A 19839-nucleotide genomic window follows, 5' to 3' on the forward strand; every position below is an offset into this window, starting at 1 on the left:
ATGAGCGGTGAACGGATCATCTACCTGCCTCTTGGCGGGGCCGGCGAAATTGGCATGAATGCCTACGTCTATGGCTACGGCAAACCGGGGGAAGAGCGGCTGATCCTTGTCGATTTGGGCGTTACCTTCCCGGATATGGACGGAACGCCGGGGGTGGATCTGATCCTGCCGGACATCAGTTGGCTGAAGGAACGGCGCAACCGGCTGGACGCGATTTTCATCACCCATGCGCATGAGGACCATGTCGGCGCGATTGGTCATTGCTGGGAAGAGCTTGGTGCGCCGGTCTATGCGCGGGCCTTCACCGCTCATATCGCCCGGTTGAAAATGGAGGATGCGGGACTGTCGCCGGAAATCGTGCGCACCGTGTCGCCCTGGCCGGAAACGGTAGAGGTGGGGCCGTTCAAAATCGGGTTCGTGCCGATTTCGCATTCCATCCCGGAAAGTTCGGGTCTGGTCATCGACACGCCCAAGGGGCGGGTGGTTCATTCCGGCGATTTCAAAATCGACGAAACCCCCGTTGTGGGTGAACCGTTCGACCGAGCCCTCTGGGAAGAGGTTGGCAAACCCGGCGTCAAAGCGTTGATCTGCGATTCCACCAACGTCTTCTCGGGGCATGCTGGCCGGTCCGAAGCAACAGTGGGCCCCGAAATCGAAACGCTGGTGCGAGAGGCCACCGGTATGGTGGTGGCAACCACCTTTGCCTCCAATGTGGCACGGGTGAAGACACTGGCCGAAGCGGCGGTGCGGGCCGGGCGGTCTGTCTGTCTGTTGGGGCGCGCGATGCGGCGGATGATCGAGGCCTCGATCAAGACCGGCGTGTTGGCGGATTTCCCGACAGTGGTCAGCCCGGAGGAGGCGACGCAGATTCCGCGTGAGAACCTGATGCTGATCGTCACCGGAAGCCAGGGCGAGCGGCGTGCCGCCTCGGCCCAGCTTGCCCGTGGCAAGTATCAGGGGCTGACCATGGCCGAGGGCGATCTGTTCCTCTTTTCGTCGAAGACCATTCCGGGCAATGAGCGCGGTGTCATCCAGATCATGAACGCATTCTCCGAACAGGGGGTGGATGTTGTCGATGACAGTTCGGGCAAATACCACGTGTCCGGTCACGCAAACCGCCCTGATCTGGAAACCATGCACGCGCTTGTCAATCCGCAACTGTTGGTACCGATGCACGGCGAACACCGCCATCTGCGCGAACATGTGAAAGTGGCCGGTGCGGCAGGCCGCAAGGGTGTGCTGGCCGTCAACGGCATGATGATGGACCTCAGCGGAAACGAGCCGACCGTGGTCGAATATGTAGAGACCGGGCGCACCTATCTGGACGGCTCCGTCAAGATCGGCGCGCTGGACGGCATTGTGCGCGATCGTATCCGCATGGCGCTGAACGGGCACGTGATCGTCACCGTCATTCTGGACGAGGAAGACGAACTGCTGGGCGAACCGTGGTGCGAGATCATGGGCCTGCCCGAGATGGGCCGAAACAATGCGCCGCTGGTCGATGCGCTGGAAGAAGACCTGTCGCAATTCATCGGGCGGGCCGGGGACAAGACGATCACCGACGACGACAAGCTGGAAGAAGGGCTGCGCCGGATTGCCCGTCAGACCACGCAGAATGAGATCGGCAAAAAACCCGAAGTCACTGTCGTGATCAGCAGGCTCGCATGACACGGGGCGTCGTGTTCGATCTGGACGGTACGCTGATCGACAGCCTGCCGGACATCGCGGCGGCGGCAAATGCGCTGTTGGCGGATCATGGGCTTGATCCGTTGCCGCAAAAACAGATTGGCAGCTTTGTCGGGATGGGGGAGCGGGTGTTCCTCGACCGTCTGATCGCGGCAACGGCGCTCGATGCGGCTGACTATGACGCGCTGATGGTGGAATTCATCACCCATTACAAAGCCAGCACTGGGCTGACCACTGTGTTCCCGCGTGTTCTTGAGGTGATTCAAGCTTTGAAAGCCGAGGGCTACAAACTTGGCATCTGCACCAACAAACCCGGCGGGCCCTTGGCGGCGGTGCTGGAGGCGATTGATCTTGCCAAATGGTTCGACGTGATCATTGCCGGAGATACTCTGCCGGTGCGCAAACCCGATCCCGCCCCGCTGCGTCTTGCATTCGAGCGGATGGAGGCCACGCAGGGTGTGTATGTCGGAGACAGCGACGTGGATGCAGAGACCGCACAGCGGGCAGGGGTGGCGTTTGCGTTCTTCACCGAAGGCATCCGAACCAAACCGATCGAAGAAATCCCGCATGACCGGGCTTTTGAACGGTTCGAAGACCTGCCGTCAATTTGTCGGGAGATTCTGCGCCCGCTCTAGAGCCGGGCGATGCGCCGCGTTTCCATTGACGGAAACGCGGACCTTTGATCAGCCTGCGCGGCGTTCGTCGAAGCTGAGCGCGATGAAGGACGGCATGTGATCGCCCATGCCCACGACATTGCTGTCGCGCCCACCACGATCATTGCGCCCACCGCGATCGTTGCGGCGGTTGCGGGATCGGTCCTGCTCCGGCTTCTGGTCGTCGTCACGCTTTGAGGTCTCTTTCGGGGCCTCTGTCTGAACCTGCTCCTGCGCTTCGACCTTGGTCTCCTGCGGCTTGTCAGAGGACTTGGAGCGACCCCGTCCGCCACGCGACCGGCGCGATTTGTTCTCTTTTTTCTCGTCCGATGCGTCTGTCGTCGCTTCGGTTTCGACATGGCCCAGCGGGTTCTCGACGCGGGGGATTTCTTTCTGGATCAGCTTTTCGATCGCGTCGAAGTTCTTTTCGTCCTTCGGTCCGCAGATCATCATCGCCTTGCCTTTGCGCCCGGCGCGGCCGGTACGGCCGATGCGGTGCACGTAATCCTCGGCATGGCTGGGGACGTCGAAGTTGAACACATGGCTCACCGCCGGCACGTCGAGCCCGCGCGCGGCCACATCCGAGGCCACGAGGAACCGCAATGTACCTTCGCGGAACCCGTCCAGCGTCTTCATCCGCTGCGATTGGTCCAGATCGCCATGGATCGGCGCGGCGTCAAAGCCGTATTTCTTGAGCGACTTCGCAACGATATCCACGTCGGACTTGCGGTTGCAGAAGATGATCGCGTTCGAACAGGCATCGCCTTCCAGTTCGATCAGTTTGCGCAGAAGCGCACGCTTTTCGGTGCCTTCGCGGTCGCGGCGCGAGGCTTTGAACATCACGACGCCTTGCGTGATGGTCTCGGAGGCCGTGGCCTGACGGGCCACTTCGATCCGCGCCGGGGCCGACAGGAAGGTGTTTGTGATGCGTTCGATCTCGGGTGCCATCGTGGCCGAGAAGAACAGTGTCTGCCGCGTAAAGGGCGTAAGCGAGAAAATGCGCTCGATATCGGGGATGAACCCCATGTCGAGCATACGGTCCGCCTCGTCGACCACCATGACCTGAACGCCAGTAAGCAACAGCTTGCCGCGCTCGAAATGGTCGAGCAGCCGGCCCGGCGTGGCGATCAGAACGTCCACACCCTTGTCGATCAGCGCGTCCTGTTCCTTGAAGCTCACGCCACCGATCAGCAGCGCTTTCGTCAGCTTCACGTTCTTGGCGTAGATGTCGAAGTTCTCGGCCACCTGTGCCGCCAATTCGCGGGTCGGGCAGAGCACAAGGCTGCGCGGCATCCGGGCGCGGGCGCGGCCACGAGCCAGAAGCGTGATCATGGGAAGCGTAAAGCTTGCTGTCTTGCCTGTTCCGGTCTGGGCGATGCCAAGGACATCGCGTCCTTCGAGTGCCGGGGGAATGGCGCCTGCCTGAATGGGGGTAGGCGTGTCGTATCCCGCCTCTTCAATAGCTTTCAGGACTTTCGGGTTGAGGTTCAACTCAGAGAATTTTGTCATGTGTATCCGTTATTCACGGACTGACTGCGCCCGTGCGTCTGTTGCGATCCGGCCCGTATGGCCCTGTTGTGGTTATCCACAGTCTCGATCTGCGCGCGTGTTTACTCCTCAATGGCTGTGGGGTCAATCTGCAGGCGGCGGACTGCGCGGATACGCGTCTGTGAGGGCACATATGGTGTCGGACCGGCAACAATAATACTGATGGATCGAGTATTGTTTCCGCAGTCTAGGGCGCGATCTTTCGTCCGAACACGCGCTGCACGGCTGCGTCCGGGTCGAACCGGGGTGTGAGCAGAAGATCATGCGCCTTCAGCCTTTTGCGCAGATCGGCACTGTCGAGACACAGTTCCTCGAAAAAGGCGCGCAGCCCGGCTTCGCCTTCCTCGTCCTTGAGATACTGCAACAGGCGTCCGATGGACTTGAGCTCGTCGTCGGACTTGATCCGGTAGGATCCCTTGTTTTGCCGAAATTCGAGCTTACCGACGAAGCTGTCCCAGTCGGGGGCGTGAAGATGGCCGATAAACACATCGTCCAGAATGGCCGTGTTCAGCACATCTTCGCCCTTGACCCGCAGTCGGTGAATGGCGAGGCGCAGATCGCCCAGACCCGTGCGGGCAAAGACTTTGCCGGCCAGGTGGCTCAGGAAGCCGCCGCGCACGTAGGATCCGAAGGTAGGGTAGATCTCGGTGATCGCTTCGGATGGAACGCCATCCGAGGTCGTGCGCAGCTTGAAGTGCTTTGGCGTCTTGTCAGAACTGGTGCTGGCAAGAGCCTCAGCCGGGAAAAGGCGGGCGCCGGCCATGTCGGCAGGAACCGATTTCAGAGCAGTCGAGAGCTTCCTCTCGCTCAGAATGAATTCGTCGGTGTCGATATGTCCCAGCCAGTCCAGATCGTCGGCCGCAAGCCGCAATGCCCGTGTCGCATTGAATGTCTGCCGCAGTTGGTGAGCGTCCGGGCGGTCTTTGCCGACCGATTGCCAATATTCGGCATCGCACAGTGTTAGGTCGACTTTGGGATGGTCCGAAAGCAACTCCTGGGCGCTGTCGTCAGGCGCGTCGAGGTAGAGGTAGATGCGGCTTGCTCCGATTTCGAGGTGATGTGCCACGAAGCGGGCGATCTCGTGAACTGGCGCATTTGTGGTGCAGACGACACCCCATTTTGGCGTTGCCCGGGCAGGCTTGGGGACGGGGACAACAATGCCCGCATCGCCGCTGTCAGGGTCCGTCTGTTCCTTCCGGCGCAACTTGCGTGCGCGCAGTCGGTGGAGGCGCCGAAACACGGTGCGTGGATCATCGATCAGTCGTTGCAGCATGTCATGGGCCAGTGGCCGGATGACTGGGTCTTTGTCGGCTTCTTCCCACAACCGCCCGATCATGTTGGCGTCCAAACCGCCATCGACGAGCGTAAAGGCATTCATATCGAGCGCCAGCGGGCCGGACGCGCGACCATCGAGCGTGAAGGGGCGATCGGGTTCCCGCTCGGAATAGAGACGTTCGCTCTCATAGAGCTTCATCGCACCGAAAAGTGTGGAAAGTCCGAGGCCTGCGCTGCGTTGTTCATGCGTTTTGCCGTGATCGCCAAACGTGGTCAAACTGGAGACTTTCCAGCGGAGGTCCATTTCCTCGACCAAGAGATCAGCGTGTTCCGTCCACAAGCGAATGAAAAGATCGGCGGTATGCTTGGGCTGACTGCGTTTGCGCAGATGCGCAATAAGCAGAGCGTTCAGATGAAGAAGGCCGTTTTGTCCCTTGAGTTCATTTGCAATTTCCCAACTCTTGCGGCTGTTTTCCGAGCGGGATTTGGTCTCAGCGTCAGGAACGGCAACTTTGGTTTTCGACAGCGCATCGAGATCGCAGTCGAGCGGCGGCAATGCTTCGTCCTTGGCAAAGCCAAGCGGATCGCGACGTGCGTTCATCTGCTCGAGTATGCCAATCATCCCCCTCGGATAGGCGGGATTATGCGGCTTGGTTTCACTGCTCATGCGCGCAGAGTGCCGTGTTGCCGCCAGACGATCAACACGGCATTTCATGCGTTGCTGACAAGCCCTCTGCGGTGGGCCTGTCTTACACCATCATTTCCTTGGTCGCGGACAGTGTCACATCGGGGTAGTCCCGAATGACGCGGTCAATATCCCATTGAAGGCGGGTCAGGTAGACCATGTCGCCGTCATTGTCTTCCGCCATATGCTGCTTGTTGGCGTTGACCAGTTTGTCCACAGCGGCTTTGTTGCCATGCACCCAACGGGCCGATGTGAATTGCGACGCCTCGAAGCGCACGGGCAGGCCGTATTCCAACTCGATCCGGCTGCCCAGCACTTCGAATTGCAGCGCGCCGACGACGCCGACGATGAAACCGGACCCGATCATCGGCTTGAACACTTTGGCCGCGCCTTCCTCGGCAAACTGCATCAGCGCTTTTTCGAGGTGTTTCGCCTTAAGCGGATCTCCCGCACGCACGGTCTGAAGCAGTTCCGGCGCAAAGGACGGGATACCCGTCACCTTGAGCGCCTCGCCTTCGGTCAGGGTGTCTCCGATCCGCAATTGTCCGTGGTTCGGGATGCCGATGATATCACCTGCCCAGGCCTCTTCCGCCAATTCGCGGTCGGAGGCGAGGAAAAGCACCGGGTTCGTGATCGACATCGGCTTTTTCGACCGGACATGGGTCAGCTTCATACCACGGTTGAAGTGCCCGGATGCCAGACGCACAAACGCCACGCGGTCTCGGTGTTTGGGGTCCATATTGGCCTGCACTTTGAAGACAAACCCGGAAACCTTTGTTTCTTCGGGGGAAATCTGCCTTGGTGACGCTGATTGCGGCTGCGGTTCCGGGCCATAGGTGCCGATGCCATTCATCAGTTCCTTGACGCCAAACGAGTTGATGGCCGAGCCGAACCAGATCGGGGTCATATGCCCCTCGAGCACGGCCTGAGGATCGAGTGCTGGCAGCAGTTCGCGCGCCATCTCGACTTCTTCGCGCAACTGTTCAAGAAGCGCGGCCGGGACGTGTTCGGCCAGCTTGGGGTCATCCAGCCCGTTGATTTCGATGCTTTCCGCAACCTTGTTGCGGTCTGCGCGGTCCATCAACTCAAGCCGGTCGCGCAGAAGATCGTAACAGCCAAGGAAATCCCGACCCATGCCGATGGGCCAGCTTGCCGGCGTCACGTCGATGGCGAGGTTTTCCTGAATTTCGTCAATGATATCAAATGTATCACGGCTTTCCCGATCCATCTTGTTGCAGAAGGTCAGGATCGGCAGATCGCGCAGACGGCACACTTCGAACAGCTTTTGCGTCTGGCTTTCCACACCCTTCGCGCCGTCAATCACCATCACGGCCGCATCCACCGCCGTCAGCGTGCGGTAGGTGTCTTCGGAAAAGTCCGAGTGGCCCGGTGTGTCGACCAGATTGAACCGGTAGTTCTTGAAATCGAAGGACATGGCCGAGGCCGAGACCGAGATACCCCGATCCTGTTCCATCTTCATGAAATCCGACCGCGTACGGCGCGCTTCACCCTTGGCACGCACCTGTCCGGCCATCTGGATCGCGCCGCCGTAGAGCAGGAACTTTTCGGTCAGCGTGGTCTTGCCCGCATCCGGATGCGAGATGATGGCAAAGGTGCGCCTCCGTGCAATTTCCGGGGGCAATTCAGGGCGATTTGAAACGGTGTCCAGCATGGCCGCGCATATAGGTGCAGCGCGAAGCCTTGTCCATAAGACTTGCGATCAGACGCCCATGTGACAGGGATCAGCCAAAGAGGCGAAGCGCGGTGACATGCGGTGTCGCTGCGGCTGGCAACGCCGGAGCCGGAGCCGCCGGAACAGCGCGCGGAACGAAGTCGACATCACGCTCTATCACGTCGATAAGCACGTATTCCTGACCCTGCTGAAGCATGTCCTCTGCAACCAGGAACAATTCTCCGTTGCACGAGGCCGCAAACATGTCGAAGCGGCGTCCGGTCGTTGTCATGAACACGAACTGTGCAAGTGTGGTCAGGGTCTCGTCCGGCAGGTTTGCCGCCATGGACAGGGTGAAGTCTGAATTGTGATCATCCGCAGAGCAGACCGACAGCCAGTTGATGTCGCGTTTTGCAAGGTAGACATCCCCGTTAACAAAGTCTTCTATGTGCCGCAGTGGGGTGCCGTGGCCGACGCCAAACTCTGTTCGGACATCATCCGCTGAGCAGGCTTTGAATTTGGCAATTCGTTTCGCGTTGATCATAACTCGTGAACTCGTTTGGCAGACTTCGCCGGAAAATACATTTGCAGCTTGGCTTTAAGATCGAACTCAAATGTGGCACTTCTTTGGATGGTCCGTGTCTTTTCACGGACGAATTTAGGCAAAATGGGGAGTGAGCTAATGGATCTGGGGATCAGCGGTAAGCGTGCGCTTGTCTGCGCGTCGAGTAAAGGTTTGGGGCGTGGTTGTGCCGAAGCACTGGCCGAAGCCGGTGTTTCCCTCGTCATGAACGCGCGCGGGTCCGAGGCGCTTGAGGCCACCGCCGAAGAGATCAGATCGGCTTATGGCGTTGAGGTTGTGACCGTCGCAGCAGACATCGTGAGCGAAGAAGGCCGCGCGAAGGTCCTCGATGTCGCCGGGCATGTCGATATCCTCGTGACCAATGCGGGCGGCCCACCGCCGGGGCTGTGGTCGGACTGGGGTCGCGAAGACTTCATCAAGGCACTGGACGCCAACATGCTGACGCCGATTGCACTCATGACGGCGCTCATGCCGGGTATGATCGACAAGGGTTGGGGCAGGGTGGTCAACATCACCTCGCAATCCGTCAAGGCACCCATTCCTGCACTGGGTCTGTCGAACGCTGCGCGCACGGGTCTGACGGGGTATGTCGCAGGCACGGCACGTCAGGTGGCAGCCAGCGGCGTGATCGTCAACAACCTGTTGCCGGGCATCCACGACACCGATCGTGCGCAGCAGCTTGATGGAGGTGTGTCCAAAGCGCAGGGGATCACGATGGAAGAGGCCCGCAAGAACCGCGAGGCAACAATTCCCGCGCGGCGCTACGGAACACGACAGGAATTCGGCGCGACCTGCGCCTATCTCTGTTCGCAGCACGCGGGCTTCATCGTGGGTCAGAACATCCTGATCGACGGTGGCGGCACCAACGCCACGATCTGATTCATGGCACGCGGACCCGATGGCAAAGGGCAGGCTCAGGGGTTTTCCCTGAAGGACGAATTGTTCAATGCCCGCACCATCGGGGACCTGGCGGCAGAGTATTCGGTACTGCCGGGTTTCGATGCCGCGCATTTTCAGACCAAAGCCGTCGCGGGTCTGTCCTCGCGGGGGCTTCTGGAGCGTTTGTACTGGTTGGCGGATTGCATAGAGGCGCAGCTTCCGACGCGTTTCCCAGACATGGCCGACGCTCTCGAAGCCGCGATGCCGCCCAAGCTGGACCAGAACAGAACCGACGATGATTTCGGGCGCTTCATCCATGCGGTGCCAGGAATACTCGCTGTGCGGCACGGGCTTGAGAACCACCGAGACCGGGCGCTCGATCTGCTGGAAGAGGCGACGCAACGGTTCTCGATGGAATTCTACATCCGGCCATTTCTCAACCGATGGCCCGAAGAAACGCTAAAGCGTCTGGATCGCTGGGTTGAGCATCAAAACTACCATGTGCGGCGGCTGGTGAGTGAAGGCACCCGGCCACGTCTGCCCTGGGCTGCGAATATCAACCTCGATCCCCTTGTTCCGCTCAGGTTCCTTGACGCGCTGCACGCCGATCCCACGCGCTATGTGACCCGTTCGGTCGCCAATCACATGAACGATCTGACCCGACATGCGCCGGATAGGGTTGTGAATCAGCTTCGGGGCTGGGCGTCGGCAGGAAAGCAGGAACCAAGAGAACTGAACTGGATGACCCGCCATGCGCTGCGCACGGCAGTCAAACGCGGAGAGCCCGCCGCGCTGGCCTTGCTTGGGTATGCGCAGGATCGTCCGATGACCGTCGCGCTGGATCTGTCTCCCGATCCCGTGGCCATCGGCGATGTGCTGGATGTTGCGGTGACGCTGAAAGCGGACGAGGATCTGGATGCGATGATCGACTACCGGATTGCATTTCATCGACCGAACGGCCGGAGCAGCGAAAAGGTCTTCAAGCTCAAATCAGTGAAACTGCGTGCCGGAACGCCGGTGACGGTGTCCAAGAGCCACAGACTGAAAGCTTCAGCCTCGACCTTTACCCTCCACCCCGGACCGCATCGGATCGTCGTGCAGGTCAATGGTCAGGATCGGGCGGATCGTGTGGTGGAGTTCCTTTGACGTAGGGCAAAGGTTGGCGGCGCTCGGTTTCGTGCGCTGCTTGGTTCAGCTCACCCCATCCGTCCAGCGCGTTTCCAGCTTTTCCAGAGCGGCAATCCGCTCGGTCGTTTTAGGATGCGACATGAGCCACGCTGGCATAACGCCGGCGCGCGACTGGGTCAGGGCATCAAGTTTGGCAAAGAGCGATTTCTGCGCCTCAATACCGATCCCCGCCTTGTGCAGCAGCGCTGCCGCATAGGCGTCGGCTTCGTACTCGTCTCCACGGGACAGGCGCGCAGCAAGCAGAGTTGCCAGCATGTTGGCGATCCAGACGCCCACGCCCGGCAGAAACCGCGACAGAACCATTGCCAGAGCCGTGCGCAGCGCATTCTGGCCCGAGAAATCGATCATCCGCCGGCGCGTGTGGCCAAGGGCGACATGGCCCAACTCGTGCGCGATGACGCTGGCGAGTTCCTCGCCTGTAACTTCGCCGTTCTGATATTTGCGATAGAAGCCGCGGGTGATGAAGATACGCCCGTCGGGCGCAGCCAGCCCGTTCACCGGGTCGATCTCGTAGATGTGGACGCGGATCCGCTCCAGATCCAACGCCGCTGCCAGCCTGTCCGTCAGCGCTTTCAGGCGTGGGTCCGCCAGCTCGGTTGACCGCGCGTCCAACTCGCGCTTCGTCCGCCAGACCGAAAAATGGTACATGGCAAGCGCGTAAAGGATGGCGAGAAGGATGGGCGTAAACTTCAGCATATCAGGGGATATGGGTTGTCCTTCTTCCAAGGGCAAGCAGGACACGACGCGGGTCGCGCCCTAAAGGCCTGTCCGCGACGAAGCTCAGCCAACCAGTTTGGCATCCAGTGTGATTTCCGCAGCCACAAGCACCTTTGACACCGGGCAGTTCTCCTTGGCCGTGTTCGCTGCTTCAAGAAAATCGTTTTCGCTGATCCCGGGAACCTTTGCTGTCAGATCAAGGTGGATTTTGGTAATCGCAAACCCGCCGTCTGCGTCTTCCAGACCCACGGTCGCCTTCGTGTCGATGTCATCGGCCTCGGCGTCGTAGGTGCCAAGGATCATCGACAGCGCCATGGAAAAACATCCGGCATGTGCGGCGCCGATCAGCTCCTCCGGGTTTGTTCCGGGCTTGTCCTCGTACCGGGTGTTGAAGCCATAGGGTTGATCCTTCAATGCGCCGGACTGTGTTGAGATCTGGCCTTTGCCGTCCTTCAATCCCCCGGTCCAATGAGCGGTTGCCGTCTTGGTGATCATGCGTGTCTCCCGTATTCGCTTGTGATGTCAGGACAAACGAAACGCGGGGCAGGTGGGTTCCAATCCCGGACCGCTTAACGGCCTTGCTTGCGCATCCTTCTGAGCAGCATCCAACCCAGCAGGGCGGTGATCGCGGCGGCAGCAAGAAAGCCGGACAGGCTCGACGTGAGGTCTCCGATCAGGGTCAGTTGACCTGCGAAACTGTAGCCGAGGGCGATATAGCCAAAGACCCAGATCGCCTCTCCGGCGGCATCCCAGAGCGAAAACCGGTGCCACGCCAGACCAGAAGCGCCTGCTGCCATGTTGACCCACGGCCCCAGTGGCGCAAACAGCCATGTGCTGAAGAACACGCCGATCTCGCCCTTGTGGCGCACGGTTTCCGTCGCCCGGCGATACAGTTTTTGCCGTGATGCTCTCTGGTCAGCAAAGCGTTCCAAAAGCGGTCCGAACCGACGCCCGACTGCATATCCGGTCTGATCGCCCAGCACCGCCCCAAGCCACGCACCCGCAAATGCGGTGCTTCCGTCAAGATCGCCAGCGGCGACAAAGGCTCCGCCGGCAAGCATAAGAAGCGAGGTGGGAATGGGAACCAGAAGGCAGGACAGGTAGCACGAGGCCGCCAGAACCCAGACACCGTAATCAGCGACAAGTCCAAACAGCGCGTCGGTCAAGGTCGCGTCACCGTTCCATTCGACCGATGCTCTGCGATGACCGCTTCGATCTGTCGGATGATCTCTTCGGGTGTTACCCCGCGACTTTCGGCCAGCGCATTGATGGTCATGCGCCGCGTATCCGGTGGAACCGCCAGCGCATCGCGGAGCACTTCGGGGGGAATGGCCCAAGAATGGGCAACATAGCGTGGCGTCATCCAGCCCGCGATGGGTTCTTCCCGATGCGCAGGGTCGGCCCAGTAGATCCAGAACATCACCGAGCGCACGGCAAAGAACAGCATCACCGCCACGGCCAGAACAAACCCGGCAAGCAAGAGCTTGTGATCCCGCCACACCGCTCTGAGGCCGGCCGTCATTTCGCCAATGCCTTGATACCGCGCCCGATCCCTTCGAGCGTCATCGGGACCATGGCATTCTCAAAGATCTCGCGGATCATCTGGATCGATTGGGTATACTGCCAATGGCGCTCGGGCGTCGGGTTGATCCAAAGGTTCGACGGCCATTGCTGCCGTGCGCGCTGCAGCCAGACCTGTCCGGCCTCTGCGTTCCAGTGCTCGTTTGCACCACCCGCATAGGCGATTTCGTAAGGCGACATGCTCGCATCGCCTACAAAGATGCACTTGTAGTCCGGCCCGTAGGTGTTGAGCACCTCCATGGTAGGCGTCTGCGCGTCCCAACGGCGACGGTTGTCCTTCCACACACCTTCATAAAGGCAATTGTGGAAGTAATAATGTTCAAGATGCTTGAACTCGGCGCGTGCTGCGGAAAACAGCTCTTCCACCACTTTCACATGCGGGTCCATTGATCCGCCCACATCCAGAAACAGGATCACCTTGACCGCGTTGCGCTTTTCCGGCCGGGTCTGAACATCAAGGTAACCATGTTCTGCGGTGGCCCGGATCGTGCCATCCAGATCAAGCTCCTCTGCCGCGCCATCGCGCGCCCAGCGGCGCAGACGCTTGAGCGCCACCTTGATGTTGCGCGTACCCAGTTCAACGCTGTCATCCAGATTGCGGAACTCGCGTTTGTCCCAGACCTTGACTGCACGCTGGTGCCGCGACTCGTCCTGCCCGATGCGGACGCCTTCGGGGTTGTAGCCATAAGCGCCAAAAGGGGAGGTGCCCGCTGTGCCGATCCATTTGCTGCCGCCCTGATGCCGGCCCTTCTGTTCCTTAAGGCGCTCCTTGAGCGTTTCCATCAGCTTGTCGAACCCGCCAAGCGCCTCGATCTCGGCCTTTTCCTCTTCGCTCAGGTGCTTTTCGGCCATCTTGCGCAGCCAGTCCTCGGGCAGGTCAAGGGCGTCAAGCACGCCGTCTGCGCTGATATTCTCAAGACCCTTGAACGCTTCGGAAAAAGCCCGGTCGAACCTGTCAAGATGGCGCTCGTCCTTCACCATCGCGCTGCGCGCCAGATAATAGAACGCCTCGGGGTCATAGGTCGCCAGACCCGCGCGCATCGCTTCGAGAAAACTCAGATATTCCCGCAGCGAAACGGGAACGCCGGTAGTACGCAGGGTTTCGAAAAACGGGACGAACATAGTCCCGATCTAGCAAGAGCGGTGGCGTCTGACCAGACGTCGCCTGTGATCAGGTGATGATCTTTTCGATGATGATCGTCAGAATAAGCCCGGCCAGCGAAAACGCGATGGCGTAGACAGTCCCGTACTGCCACATATCGGCACGGTTGCCCTTGCGTTTCTTAGCCGTCATCGCTCCGAGGATCGCCCCCAGAATCGCGCCTGCAATTACGATCATAACCTGTCTCTGGCCCTGTTGAGTGGGTTCAGTGAACCGATCTCGCGAAGTTTCGCCCGCACCGACCAGTCCGAGCCGAACCCGTACCGTGCCCATCCCAGACTGTCCAGACGAACCTCCGCCCCGGCGGACGCGCGGCCTGCCAGATCAAGTGCCTCGGCGCGCAACATCAGGAGGGTCGAGAGCAGCGCCGCATTTTCGTGCTGGACGGCCAGATCGACCGACAGACCTGTCAGTGTCATCGCGGCGTCGGGATTGTTTTCGGTCAGTGCGAAGGCTGCAAGCTGCGAGGCCACATAGGCGCGATGCAGGCTGGTTTGCGGTGTGGCTGCGAAATACCTGTCCGCGGCCAGGAACTGTTCACGGGCGGCCGCTGGATCTGTCGCCTGAAGGATGCGGCCCATGGCGAAATGGGTGAACCCGCGCCGGTGGTCCTGCCATCCCATGGCCGACGCGATGCTCAGGGCCTCGGTGGCCGCGTTGCGACGTGTGATCGGCGACGCCCCGGGTCCAAGTGCCGTCTGGATCGCTTCGATCCATGGGCGTGGTGTCCGGGCAGGGCGGCGGGCGGGCAGGTATTCCCCTTGTGGATTGAGCCGCGCAAAAATGCCCGGGATCCGGTTCATCACTTCGGATCTGGACATGCCATTGTGCAGGGCGGGATCGTAATAGGCCCGGAGGATCAGCATGTCATAGCCGGTCAGAACCGTGTGGACATTGTCATCGTTGAACACGGAATTCGGCAAGCGATAAAGATCGTTGAGTGGCCCCAGCGCCTGCGCCAACTCTTCGTGCAGACAGTCACGGGCCTCTTGCGGGCTGGAGTCGTTGGGGAGGAAGATGGCGAGCCGTGTGCGGCTGGTGATCTTGCCCCAGTTCACCCGGTTCGACCGTCGGGCCTGCCGGTACTCAGACAGGGTCGAAACGTTGGGCACGACAAAGCAAGCCGCGTGCGGCAGGAAACGCTGAATCTCGGCGCGGCTCACCGCATTGATGGTGATGTTTGCGTCCGGCGCGGCGGTCGACCGGATGTCGATCCCGGCCTCGTTGCGCAAACGGTGCAGCAGGCGGTCCAGATCGCTCGGGACGGTGTTCTGCACGCTGCCGATCAGGCGCACGGTGATCGGCCCTTCGAACCGCGTGAACACATCCAGCGCCCGACCCGACTCCAGACCCATGGCGAGGTCCATAAAATCGCGCGAAAGATCCGCATTCGAGGTCGCCGCAGGCTGCGGGCGCGGCACCGAGAACACTTTCATCGGCGGCAGGCTCGTGTCGACAAAGGCGGCCCGCGTCGCAGGTTCGCTCTGCGACACCGGCATACAGGCCCCCAGAAGCAGGTAGAGCGGCAACAGGAAACGACGCATCCTTCAGCCTCGCTGGTACTTGATGAACGGGGTCAGTTGCCCGATGCGGTCATAAAGCTGGCGTGCGGTGTGGTTGAACTCCTGCGTGGTCCAATAGACCGACGGCGCGCCGGCCGCGTCAGCCTGCGCGTAAACCGCTTCGATCAGAGCCCGTCCCACACCCATGCCGCGCGCAGACGGATCGGCATACAGGTCCTGCAGATAGCAGACGTTTTCGATCTTCCAGCAATGTCTGTGGAACAGGTAGTGCGCGAGGCCGATCGGCGTGCCATCCCGCTCGGCCACCAGTCCGCTGTAATCCTGCGGATCATCTCCCAGCAGCCGCGCAAAGGTCGTTTCAAATACGGCCTCCGGCACCGACGTTTCGTAAAACGTCAGATATCCGCGCCACAACGCGCACCACGAGTCATAATCGGTCGCGCGCAGAAAGCGCACGGTCAGTTCGGTTTGGGACACGTATGAAGCCTGCCTGCTCGTTGCGGATGCTTGTTGCTCCGCGGTTTTTTTGTCCTCTGTGCGAACAGCTTACGGTGAAACGGTGTTTTTTGCCTAGGCAGAACGAATCGGGCGAATCATTTTTTCGACTCTGCGAATCGGTAACCGGAGAATCATTTAATTTCAGATGGTTAACCAGTGCAAAGAAGCAACAGGCCCGACCGCTCCGGTACGCGGTCGCACATAAGCTCCGGCCAGGGCGCAGCTTTGTCTGTCAGAGACCGGGAAATCACGTTATGGCCACAGCATGACAGACACCGCGCCCCTCGAAATCTTTCTTTCCGGCACGCCCGGTCTTGAACACCTGCTGCGCGACGAGGCCGCCGCGCTTGGCTTTGCCGATGCCACCACCGTGCCGGGCGGAGTGATCTGCACCGGCGATTGGCCCGAGGTCTGGCGCGCCAACCTGATGCTGCGCGGGGCAGGGCGCGTCCTGGCGCGGGTGGCCCGCTTCCGGGCCATGCACCTGGCGCAACTCGACAAGCGCGCGCGCAAAGTCGACTGGCCCGCACTCCTGCGCGCCGATGTTCCCTACCGGGTCGAGGCGACCTGCCGCAAATCCCGCATCTATCACGCCGGTGCCGCCACCGAACGGGTCGAGACGGCCATCGCCGATGCGCTCGGGGTCAAACCCAGCGACAAGGCCGGTCTGACGGTGCGTGTGCGGATCGAAGATGACCTGTGCGAGATCAGCCTCGACACCTCCGGCGAGGGGCTGCACAAACGCGGCCACAAACAGGCCATCGGCAAGGCCCCAATGCGCGAAACCTTGGCCGCGCTGTTTCTGCGGGCGTGCAGCTATGACGGGTCAGAGCCGGTGCTCGATCCGATGTGCGGCTCCGGAACTTTCGTGATCGAAGCTGCCGAGATGGCGCTTGGCCTCGCCCCCGGTCGCGCCCGCCGCTTCGGGTTCGAGGATCTCGCCTCCTTTGATGCGGATGCCTGGGCGGCTCTCAAGTCCGACCTGCCAGAACCAAACCAGACCGGCCTGCGCTTTTTCGGCTCGGATCGCGACGCCGGTGCCGTTGCCAATGCCACAGCAAACGCCGAACGGGCTGGGGTGGCAGAGATGACGACGTTCACCCATCAGGCGGTGGCCGATCTGACGCCGCCCGATGGCCCTCCGGGTCTTGTCATCGTCAACCCGCCCTATGGCGCGCGGATCGGCAACCGGAAACTGCTCTTTGCGCTTCACGGGGCGTTCGGCACGGTGATGAAGGAACGGTTCAAGGGCTGGCGCGTGGGCATCGTCACCTCCGACAAGGGGCTGGCCCGCGCCACCGGGCTGCACTTCCGAAATGTCAGCGCGCCGATTCCCCATGGCGGGCTCAAGGTTCAGCTGTTCCAGACCGACCCGCTGAAATAACCGCTTCCGTCAACGGAAAAGGGCAGATGCGTCGACGCATCTGACGCCCAAATCTACCGCCGTTCGCGCCGCGCCATAAAGGCCAGCCGTTCAAACAGGTGCACATCCTGCTCGTTCTTGAGCAGTGCGCCATGCAGCTTCGGCAGGGCATTCACTCCGTCACGCTTCAGGTCGTCTGCGGTCATATCCTCGGCCAGCAAAAGCTTCAGCCAATCCAGCACTTCGGATGTCGACGGCTTCTTCTTCAACCCGGGTTGTTCGCGCAGCTCGTAGAATTGGGTCAGAGCGGTGGTCAGCAGCGCCTCTTTCAGGCCGGGATGATGCACCTCGACGATCTGGCGCAGCGTGTCCGGGTCGGGGAAGCGGATGTAGTGGAAGAAACACCGCCGCAGGAACGCGTCGGGCAGCTCTTTTTCGTTGTTCGATGTGATGATCACGATGGGACGCTGGCGGGCGCGAATGGTCTCGCCGGTCTCGTAGACATGGAACTCCATCTTATCGAGCTCCTGCAACAGGTCGTTCGGGAACTCGATATCCGCCTTGTCGATCTCGTCGATCAGCAGCACCACTTTCTCATCCGCCTCGAACGCCTGCCACAGCTTGCCCTTGCGGATGTAATTCTTCACGTCATTGACACGCTCGTCGCCCAGCTGGCTGTCCCGCAAGCGGCTCACGGCGTCATATTCATAGAGACCCTGCTGCGCCTTGGTGGTGGACTTGATGTTCCATTCGATCATCCGCAGGCCCAGACCGGCGGCCACCTGACGGGCCAGTTCCGTCTTTCCGGTTCCGGGTTCGCCTTTCACCAGAAGGGGGCGTTCAAGGGTCACGGCGGCGTTCACCGCAATCGTCAGATCGTCGGTCGCCACATAGCTGTCCGTGCCTTCAAATTTCATATGTGTCCTGCTTTCGTCTGTCTTTGTTCCAACGCAAGGAAATCACTGTTTTGTGCTGCTATTCGGTAGTGACAACCCTTGGGCCTTCAGTTAAGTGCTGCGCGTAGGGGTGCCAGATATCTAAAGGAATTTCTATGACAGATACTGGCGTAGACAAGGGGACCAAGATGAAAGCTGAAACTTTCCTGCCCGATGATTACAGGCCCGCTGAGGATGAGCCCTTCATGAACGAACGCCAGCTGGAGTGGTTCCGTCGGGAACTGCTTGAGCAGCGCAGCGAACTTCTGAATGACAGTAAATCCACAATCGCAGGTCTGCAGGACGGCACACGCAACATTCCGGATGTGGCCGACCGCGCGTCCGAGGAAACAGATCGGGCGCTTGAGCTGCGAATCCGTGACCGGCAGCGCAAGCTCGTGGCCAAGATCGACGCGGCGCTGCGCCGGATCGACGAAGGAGAGTTCGGCTACTGCCAGGCGACGGGTGAACCGATCTCCCTCAAGCGGCTGGTAGCGCGTCCCACGACCACGCTGAGCCTCGAGGCGCAGGAGCGCCATGAGCGGCGCGAAAAGGTGCATCGCGACGACTGACGCGCGAGGTATCGAAAAGACAGGACGCGCCGGGGCAACAGCTCTGGCGCGTTTGTTTTGAGGGGGTGGCTGTGGACCTGGGTGCTCTGGACATTACGGTAATCGGTGGCGGGATCGGCGGTTTGACCTGCGCTCTTGCCTTGCGGCAGCGCGGCGCGCAGGTGACGGTACTGGAACAGGCCGAAGCCATCACCGAGGTTGGCGCCGGAATACAGGTGTCCCCGAACGGATTGCGGGTCATTGAAGCGCTGGGGCTGGGTGATGGACTGGCCGCAGCGTCGGTCCAGGCGCGGGCGGTTTCCTTGCGCAATGGCAGCACCGGCGCCGAAGTGGCGCGGCTGGACCTCACACGTCTGTCTTCCGAGCAACGCTATTTCTTCGTTCATCGCGCCGATCTCGTTGATCTTCTGTCAGCGACGGCACGTGCGCAGGGTGTGTGCATCCGACTGCTTCAGCGGGTTGACACCGTCACGCCGAACGAGCGTCCGCGCATCCGGTTGGCGACAGGCGATTTCCGGGACACGGACCTCGCCATCGGAGCCGATGGGATTCATTCTGCAGTACGCCCTGTCCTCAATGCCGCGCAAAAACCTTTCTTTACCGGGCAGGTCGCGTGGCGCTGCATCGTTCCGAACGTCACGGGCCATCCTGCCCATGCCCGGGTGCATATGGGGCCGGGTCGGCACATGGTGACCTATCCTCTGCGTGATGGATCGGTGTTGAATGTGGTTGCCGTCGAAGAGCGCTCTGAGTGGGCGGCAGAAAGCTGGTCCCAGACCGACGATGCCGACAATCTGCGGAAGGCTTTTGCCGGATTCGATGCCGAGGTTCATCAGATCCTGTCGCAGGCCGAGTCACCGGGCGTCTGGGGCCTGTTCCGCCATCCGGTCGCTGCGACATGGCACGGGCCGGGGCTCGCGATCCTTGGGGATTCGGCCCACCCGACGCTGCCGTTTCTGGCGCAGGGGGCCAACATGGCCATGGAGGATGCGTGGGTGCTGGCCGATTCCCTTGCTTCCGCGCCAGACCTGCAGACTGGATTGGCCAGCTACCAGCAGCGGCGACGGGCGCGCGTGACGCGCGTGATCGACGCGGCCAGCAAAAACGCGCGGAATTACCACCTGTCCCCGGGTCCATTCCGGTTTGTCGCCCATACCGCATTGGGTCTGCTCAGCCGCGTATCGCCGGGGCAGATGCTGCGGCGGTTCGACTGGCTTTATGGTCATGATGTGACGGCCGCCGCGGCCGTCTGAGATGTAGCACCATCGCAGGGGGCGACACCGCTGCCGCGCGTGCTAGAGTTGCCCCGAGGATGGGAG

20 protein-coding genes are annotated in these 19839 nt (G+C 60.8%); 7 read left to right on the forward strand and 13 right to left on the reverse strand.

What is annotated here, in order from left to right; translation table 11 throughout:
* Entirely contained in the window at window positions 1-1668 is a 1668-nt protein-coding gene (locus MGEO_RS05920) for a ribonuclease J (RefSeq protein WP_085635790.1), read from the forward strand.
* Entirely contained in the window at window positions 1665-2321 is a 657-nt protein-coding gene (gene gph, locus MGEO_RS05925) for a phosphoglycolate phosphatase (RefSeq protein WP_085635791.1), read from the forward strand. The genes MGEO_RS05920 and gph overlap by 4 nt, the downstream gene beginning before the upstream one ends.
* A 48-nt stretch (window positions 2322-2369) precedes the next feature.
* Here gph and MGEO_RS05930 read toward each other — a convergent pair whose 3' ends face one another.
* The 4 genes from MGEO_RS05930 to MGEO_RS05945 all read right to left on the reverse strand — a co-directional run bounded on the left by MGEO_RS05930 (window position 2370) and on the right by MGEO_RS05945 (window position 8063).
* Window positions 2370-3848 (reverse strand): DEAD/DEAH box helicase, encoded by a 1479-nt coding sequence (locus MGEO_RS05930; protein WP_085635792.1) that lies wholly within the window; start codon window positions 3846-3848, stop codon window positions 2370-2372.
* 226 nt (window positions 3849-4074) lie between these two features.
* Window positions 4075-5829 (reverse strand): glycosyltransferase family 2 protein, encoded by a 1755-nt coding sequence (locus tag MGEO_RS05935; RefSeq protein WP_085635793.1) that lies wholly within the window; start codon window positions 5827-5829, stop codon window positions 4075-4077.
* Between the two features lie 82 nt (window positions 5830-5911).
* The gene (locus tag MGEO_RS05940) at window positions 5912-7519 is read right to left on the reverse strand and encodes a peptide chain release factor 3 (RefSeq protein WP_085635794.1); all 1608 of its coding nucleotides are present in this window, start codon (window positions 7517-7519) and stop codon (window positions 5912-5914) included.
* A gap of 70 nt (window positions 7520-7589) precedes the next feature.
* Entirely contained in the window at window positions 7590-8063 is a 474-nt protein-coding gene (locus tag MGEO_RS05945; RefSeq protein WP_085635795.1) for a hypothetical protein, read from the reverse strand.
* A 138-nt stretch (window positions 8064-8201) separates the two neighbouring features.
* On the opposite strand from MGEO_RS05945, the gene MGEO_RS05950 reads away from it, so the two are divergent.
* Both MGEO_RS05950 and MGEO_RS05955 read left to right on the forward strand, forming a co-directional pair.
* The gene (locus MGEO_RS05950; RefSeq protein ID WP_085635796.1) at window positions 8202-8981 is read left to right on the forward strand and encodes an SDR family oxidoreductase; all 780 of its coding nucleotides are present in this window, start codon (window positions 8202-8204) and stop codon (window positions 8979-8981) included.
* Between the two features lie 3 nt (window positions 8982-8984).
* The gene (locus tag MGEO_RS05955; RefSeq protein WP_085635797.1) at window positions 8985-10127 is read left to right on the forward strand and encodes a hypothetical protein; all 1143 of its coding nucleotides are present in this window, start codon (window positions 8985-8987) and stop codon (window positions 10125-10127) included.
* Window positions 10128-10172: 45 nt separating this feature from the next.
* Here MGEO_RS05955 and MGEO_RS05960 read toward each other — a convergent pair whose 3' ends face one another.
* The 8 genes from MGEO_RS05960 to MGEO_RS05995 form a co-directional block, all read right to left on the reverse strand.
* Window positions 10173-10865: a M48 family metalloprotease gene (locus MGEO_RS05960; RefSeq protein ID WP_085635798.1), complete on the reverse strand. Its 693-nt coding sequence runs from the start codon at window positions 10863-10865 to the stop codon at window positions 10173-10175.
* Between the two features lie 84 nt (window positions 10866-10949).
* On the reverse strand, window positions 10950-11381 hold the full coding sequence (locus MGEO_RS05965) for an OsmC family protein (RefSeq protein WP_085635799.1): 432 nt from the start codon (window positions 11379-11381) through the stop codon (window positions 10950-10952).
* Between the two features lie 74 nt (window positions 11382-11455).
* Complete coding sequence (locus MGEO_RS05970; RefSeq protein WP_085635800.1) at window positions 11456-12052, reverse strand: DedA family protein; 597 nt, start codon at window positions 12050-12052, stop codon at window positions 11456-11458.
* Complete coding sequence (locus tag MGEO_RS05975; protein ID WP_143746236.1) at window positions 12049-12387, reverse strand: hypothetical protein; 339 nt, start codon at window positions 12385-12387, stop codon at window positions 12049-12051. Before MGEO_RS05975 ends, MGEO_RS05970 begins: the two co-directional genes overlap by 4 nt.
* 17 nt (window positions 12388-12404) lie before the next feature.
* Window positions 12405-13589, reverse strand: coding sequence for a vWA domain-containing protein (locus MGEO_RS05980; protein ID WP_085635802.1), 1185 nt, complete (start codon window positions 13587-13589; stop codon window positions 12405-12407).
* 49 nt (window positions 13590-13638) lie between these two features.
* Window positions 13639-13806: an apolipoprotein acyltransferase gene (locus MGEO_RS05985; protein ID WP_085635803.1), complete on the reverse strand. Its 168-nt coding sequence runs from the start codon at window positions 13804-13806 to the stop codon at window positions 13639-13641.
* Window positions 13803-15173 (reverse strand): DUF2927 domain-containing protein, encoded by a 1371-nt coding sequence (locus MGEO_RS05990; RefSeq protein ID WP_085635804.1) that lies wholly within the window; start codon window positions 15171-15173, stop codon window positions 13803-13805. Before MGEO_RS05990 ends, MGEO_RS05985 begins: the two co-directional genes overlap by 4 nt.
* A 3-nt stretch (window positions 15174-15176) precedes the next feature.
* Complete coding sequence (locus MGEO_RS05995) at window positions 15177-15629, reverse strand: GNAT family N-acetyltransferase (RefSeq protein ID WP_085635805.1); 453 nt, start codon at window positions 15627-15629, stop codon at window positions 15177-15179.
* 286 nt (window positions 15630-15915) lie between these two features.
* Here MGEO_RS05995 and MGEO_RS06000 point away from each other — a divergent pair, with 286 nt between their 5' ends.
* On the forward strand, window positions 15916-17034 hold the full coding sequence (locus MGEO_RS06000; RefSeq protein WP_085635806.1) for a THUMP domain-containing class I SAM-dependent RNA methyltransferase: 1119 nt from the start codon (window positions 15916-15918) through the stop codon (window positions 17032-17034).
* Window positions 17035-17087: 53 nt separating this feature from the next.
* Here the strand turns inward: MGEO_RS06000 and MGEO_RS06005 are convergent, their stop codons facing one another.
* Window positions 17088-17930, reverse strand: coding sequence for an AAA family ATPase (locus MGEO_RS06005; RefSeq protein WP_085635807.1), 843 nt, complete (start codon window positions 17928-17930; stop codon window positions 17088-17090).
* A gap of 167 nt (window positions 17931-18097) precedes the next feature.
* On the opposite strand from MGEO_RS06005, the gene dksA reads away from it, so the two are divergent.
* A complete protein-coding gene (gene dksA, locus MGEO_RS06010; RefSeq protein WP_085635923.1) occupies window positions 18098-18520 on the forward strand; it encodes an RNA polymerase-binding protein DksA in 423 nt (140 codons plus the stop codon).
* Window positions 18521-18591: 71 nt separating this feature from the next.
* Complete coding sequence (locus MGEO_RS06015; protein ID WP_233139689.1) at window positions 18592-19773, forward strand: FAD-dependent oxidoreductase; 1182 nt, start codon at window positions 18592-18594, stop codon at window positions 19771-19773.
* The last annotated feature ends 66 nt before the right edge of the window (window positions 19774-19839 follow it).

Origin of the sequence: Marivita geojedonensis, from assembly GCF_002115805.1 — a bacterium.
In the GTDB taxonomy this organism is placed as follows: Bacteria; Pseudomonadota; Alphaproteobacteria; order Rhodobacterales; family Rhodobacteraceae; genus Marivita; species Marivita geojedonensis.

Excerpts from the sequence above, each read along its gene's own strand:
- dksA (WP_085635923.1), top strand. The coding sequence starts at position 18,098 with ATGAAAGCTGAAACTTTCCTGCCCGATGATTACAGGCCCGCTGAGGAT.
- MGEO_RS05990 (WP_085635804.1), bottom strand. The coding sequence starts at position 15,173 with ATGCGTCGTTTCCTGTTGCCGCTCTACCTGCTTCTGGGGGCCTGTATG.
- MGEO_RS05945 (WP_085635795.1), bottom strand. The coding sequence starts at position 8,063 with ATGATCAACGCGAAACGAATTGCCAAATTCAAAGCCTGCTCAGCGGAT.
- MGEO_RS06005 (WP_085635807.1), bottom strand. The coding sequence starts at position 17,930 with ATGAAATTTGAAGGCACGGACAGCTATGTGGCGACCGACGATCTGACG.
- MGEO_RS05940 (WP_085635794.1), bottom strand. The coding sequence starts at position 7,519 with ATGCTGGACACCGTTTCAAATCGCCCTGAATTGCCCCCGGAAATTGCA.
- MGEO_RS05985 (WP_085635803.1), bottom strand. The coding sequence starts at position 13,806 with ATGATCGTAATTGCAGGCGCGATTCTGGGGGCGATCCTCGGAGCGATG.
- MGEO_RS05980 (WP_085635802.1), bottom strand. The coding sequence starts at position 13,589 with ATGTTCGTCCCGTTTTTCGAAACCCTGCGTACTACCGGCGTTCCCGTT.
- MGEO_RS05930 (WP_085635792.1), bottom strand. The coding sequence starts at position 3,848 with ATGACAAAATTCTCTGAGTTGAACCTCAACCCGAAAGTCCTGAAAGCT.
- MGEO_RS05920 (WP_085635790.1), top strand. The coding sequence starts at position 1 with ATGAGCGGTGAACGGATCATCTACCTGCCTCTTGGCGGGGCCGGCGAA.
- MGEO_RS05935 (WP_085635793.1), bottom strand. The coding sequence starts at position 5,829 with ATGAGCAGTGAAACCAAGCCGCATAATCCCGCCTATCCGAGGGGGATG.
- MGEO_RS06000 (WP_085635806.1), top strand. The coding sequence starts at position 15,916 with ATGACAGACACCGCGCCCCTCGAAATCTTTCTTTCCGGCACGCCCGGT.
- MGEO_RS05955 (WP_085635797.1), top strand. The coding sequence starts at position 8,985 with ATGGCACGCGGACCCGATGGCAAAGGGCAGGCTCAGGGGTTTTCCCTG.
- MGEO_RS05950 (WP_085635796.1), top strand. The coding sequence starts at position 8,202 with ATGGATCTGGGGATCAGCGGTAAGCGTGCGCTTGTCTGCGCGTCGAGT.
- MGEO_RS05960 (WP_085635798.1), bottom strand. The coding sequence starts at position 10,865 with ATGCTGAAGTTTACGCCCATCCTTCTCGCCATCCTTTACGCGCTTGCC.
- gph (WP_085635791.1), top strand. The coding sequence starts at position 1,665 with ATGACACGGGGCGTCGTGTTCGATCTGGACGGTACGCTGATCGACAGC.
- MGEO_RS05965 (WP_085635799.1), bottom strand. The coding sequence starts at position 11,381 with ATGATCACCAAGACGGCAACCGCTCATTGGACCGGGGGATTGAAGGAC.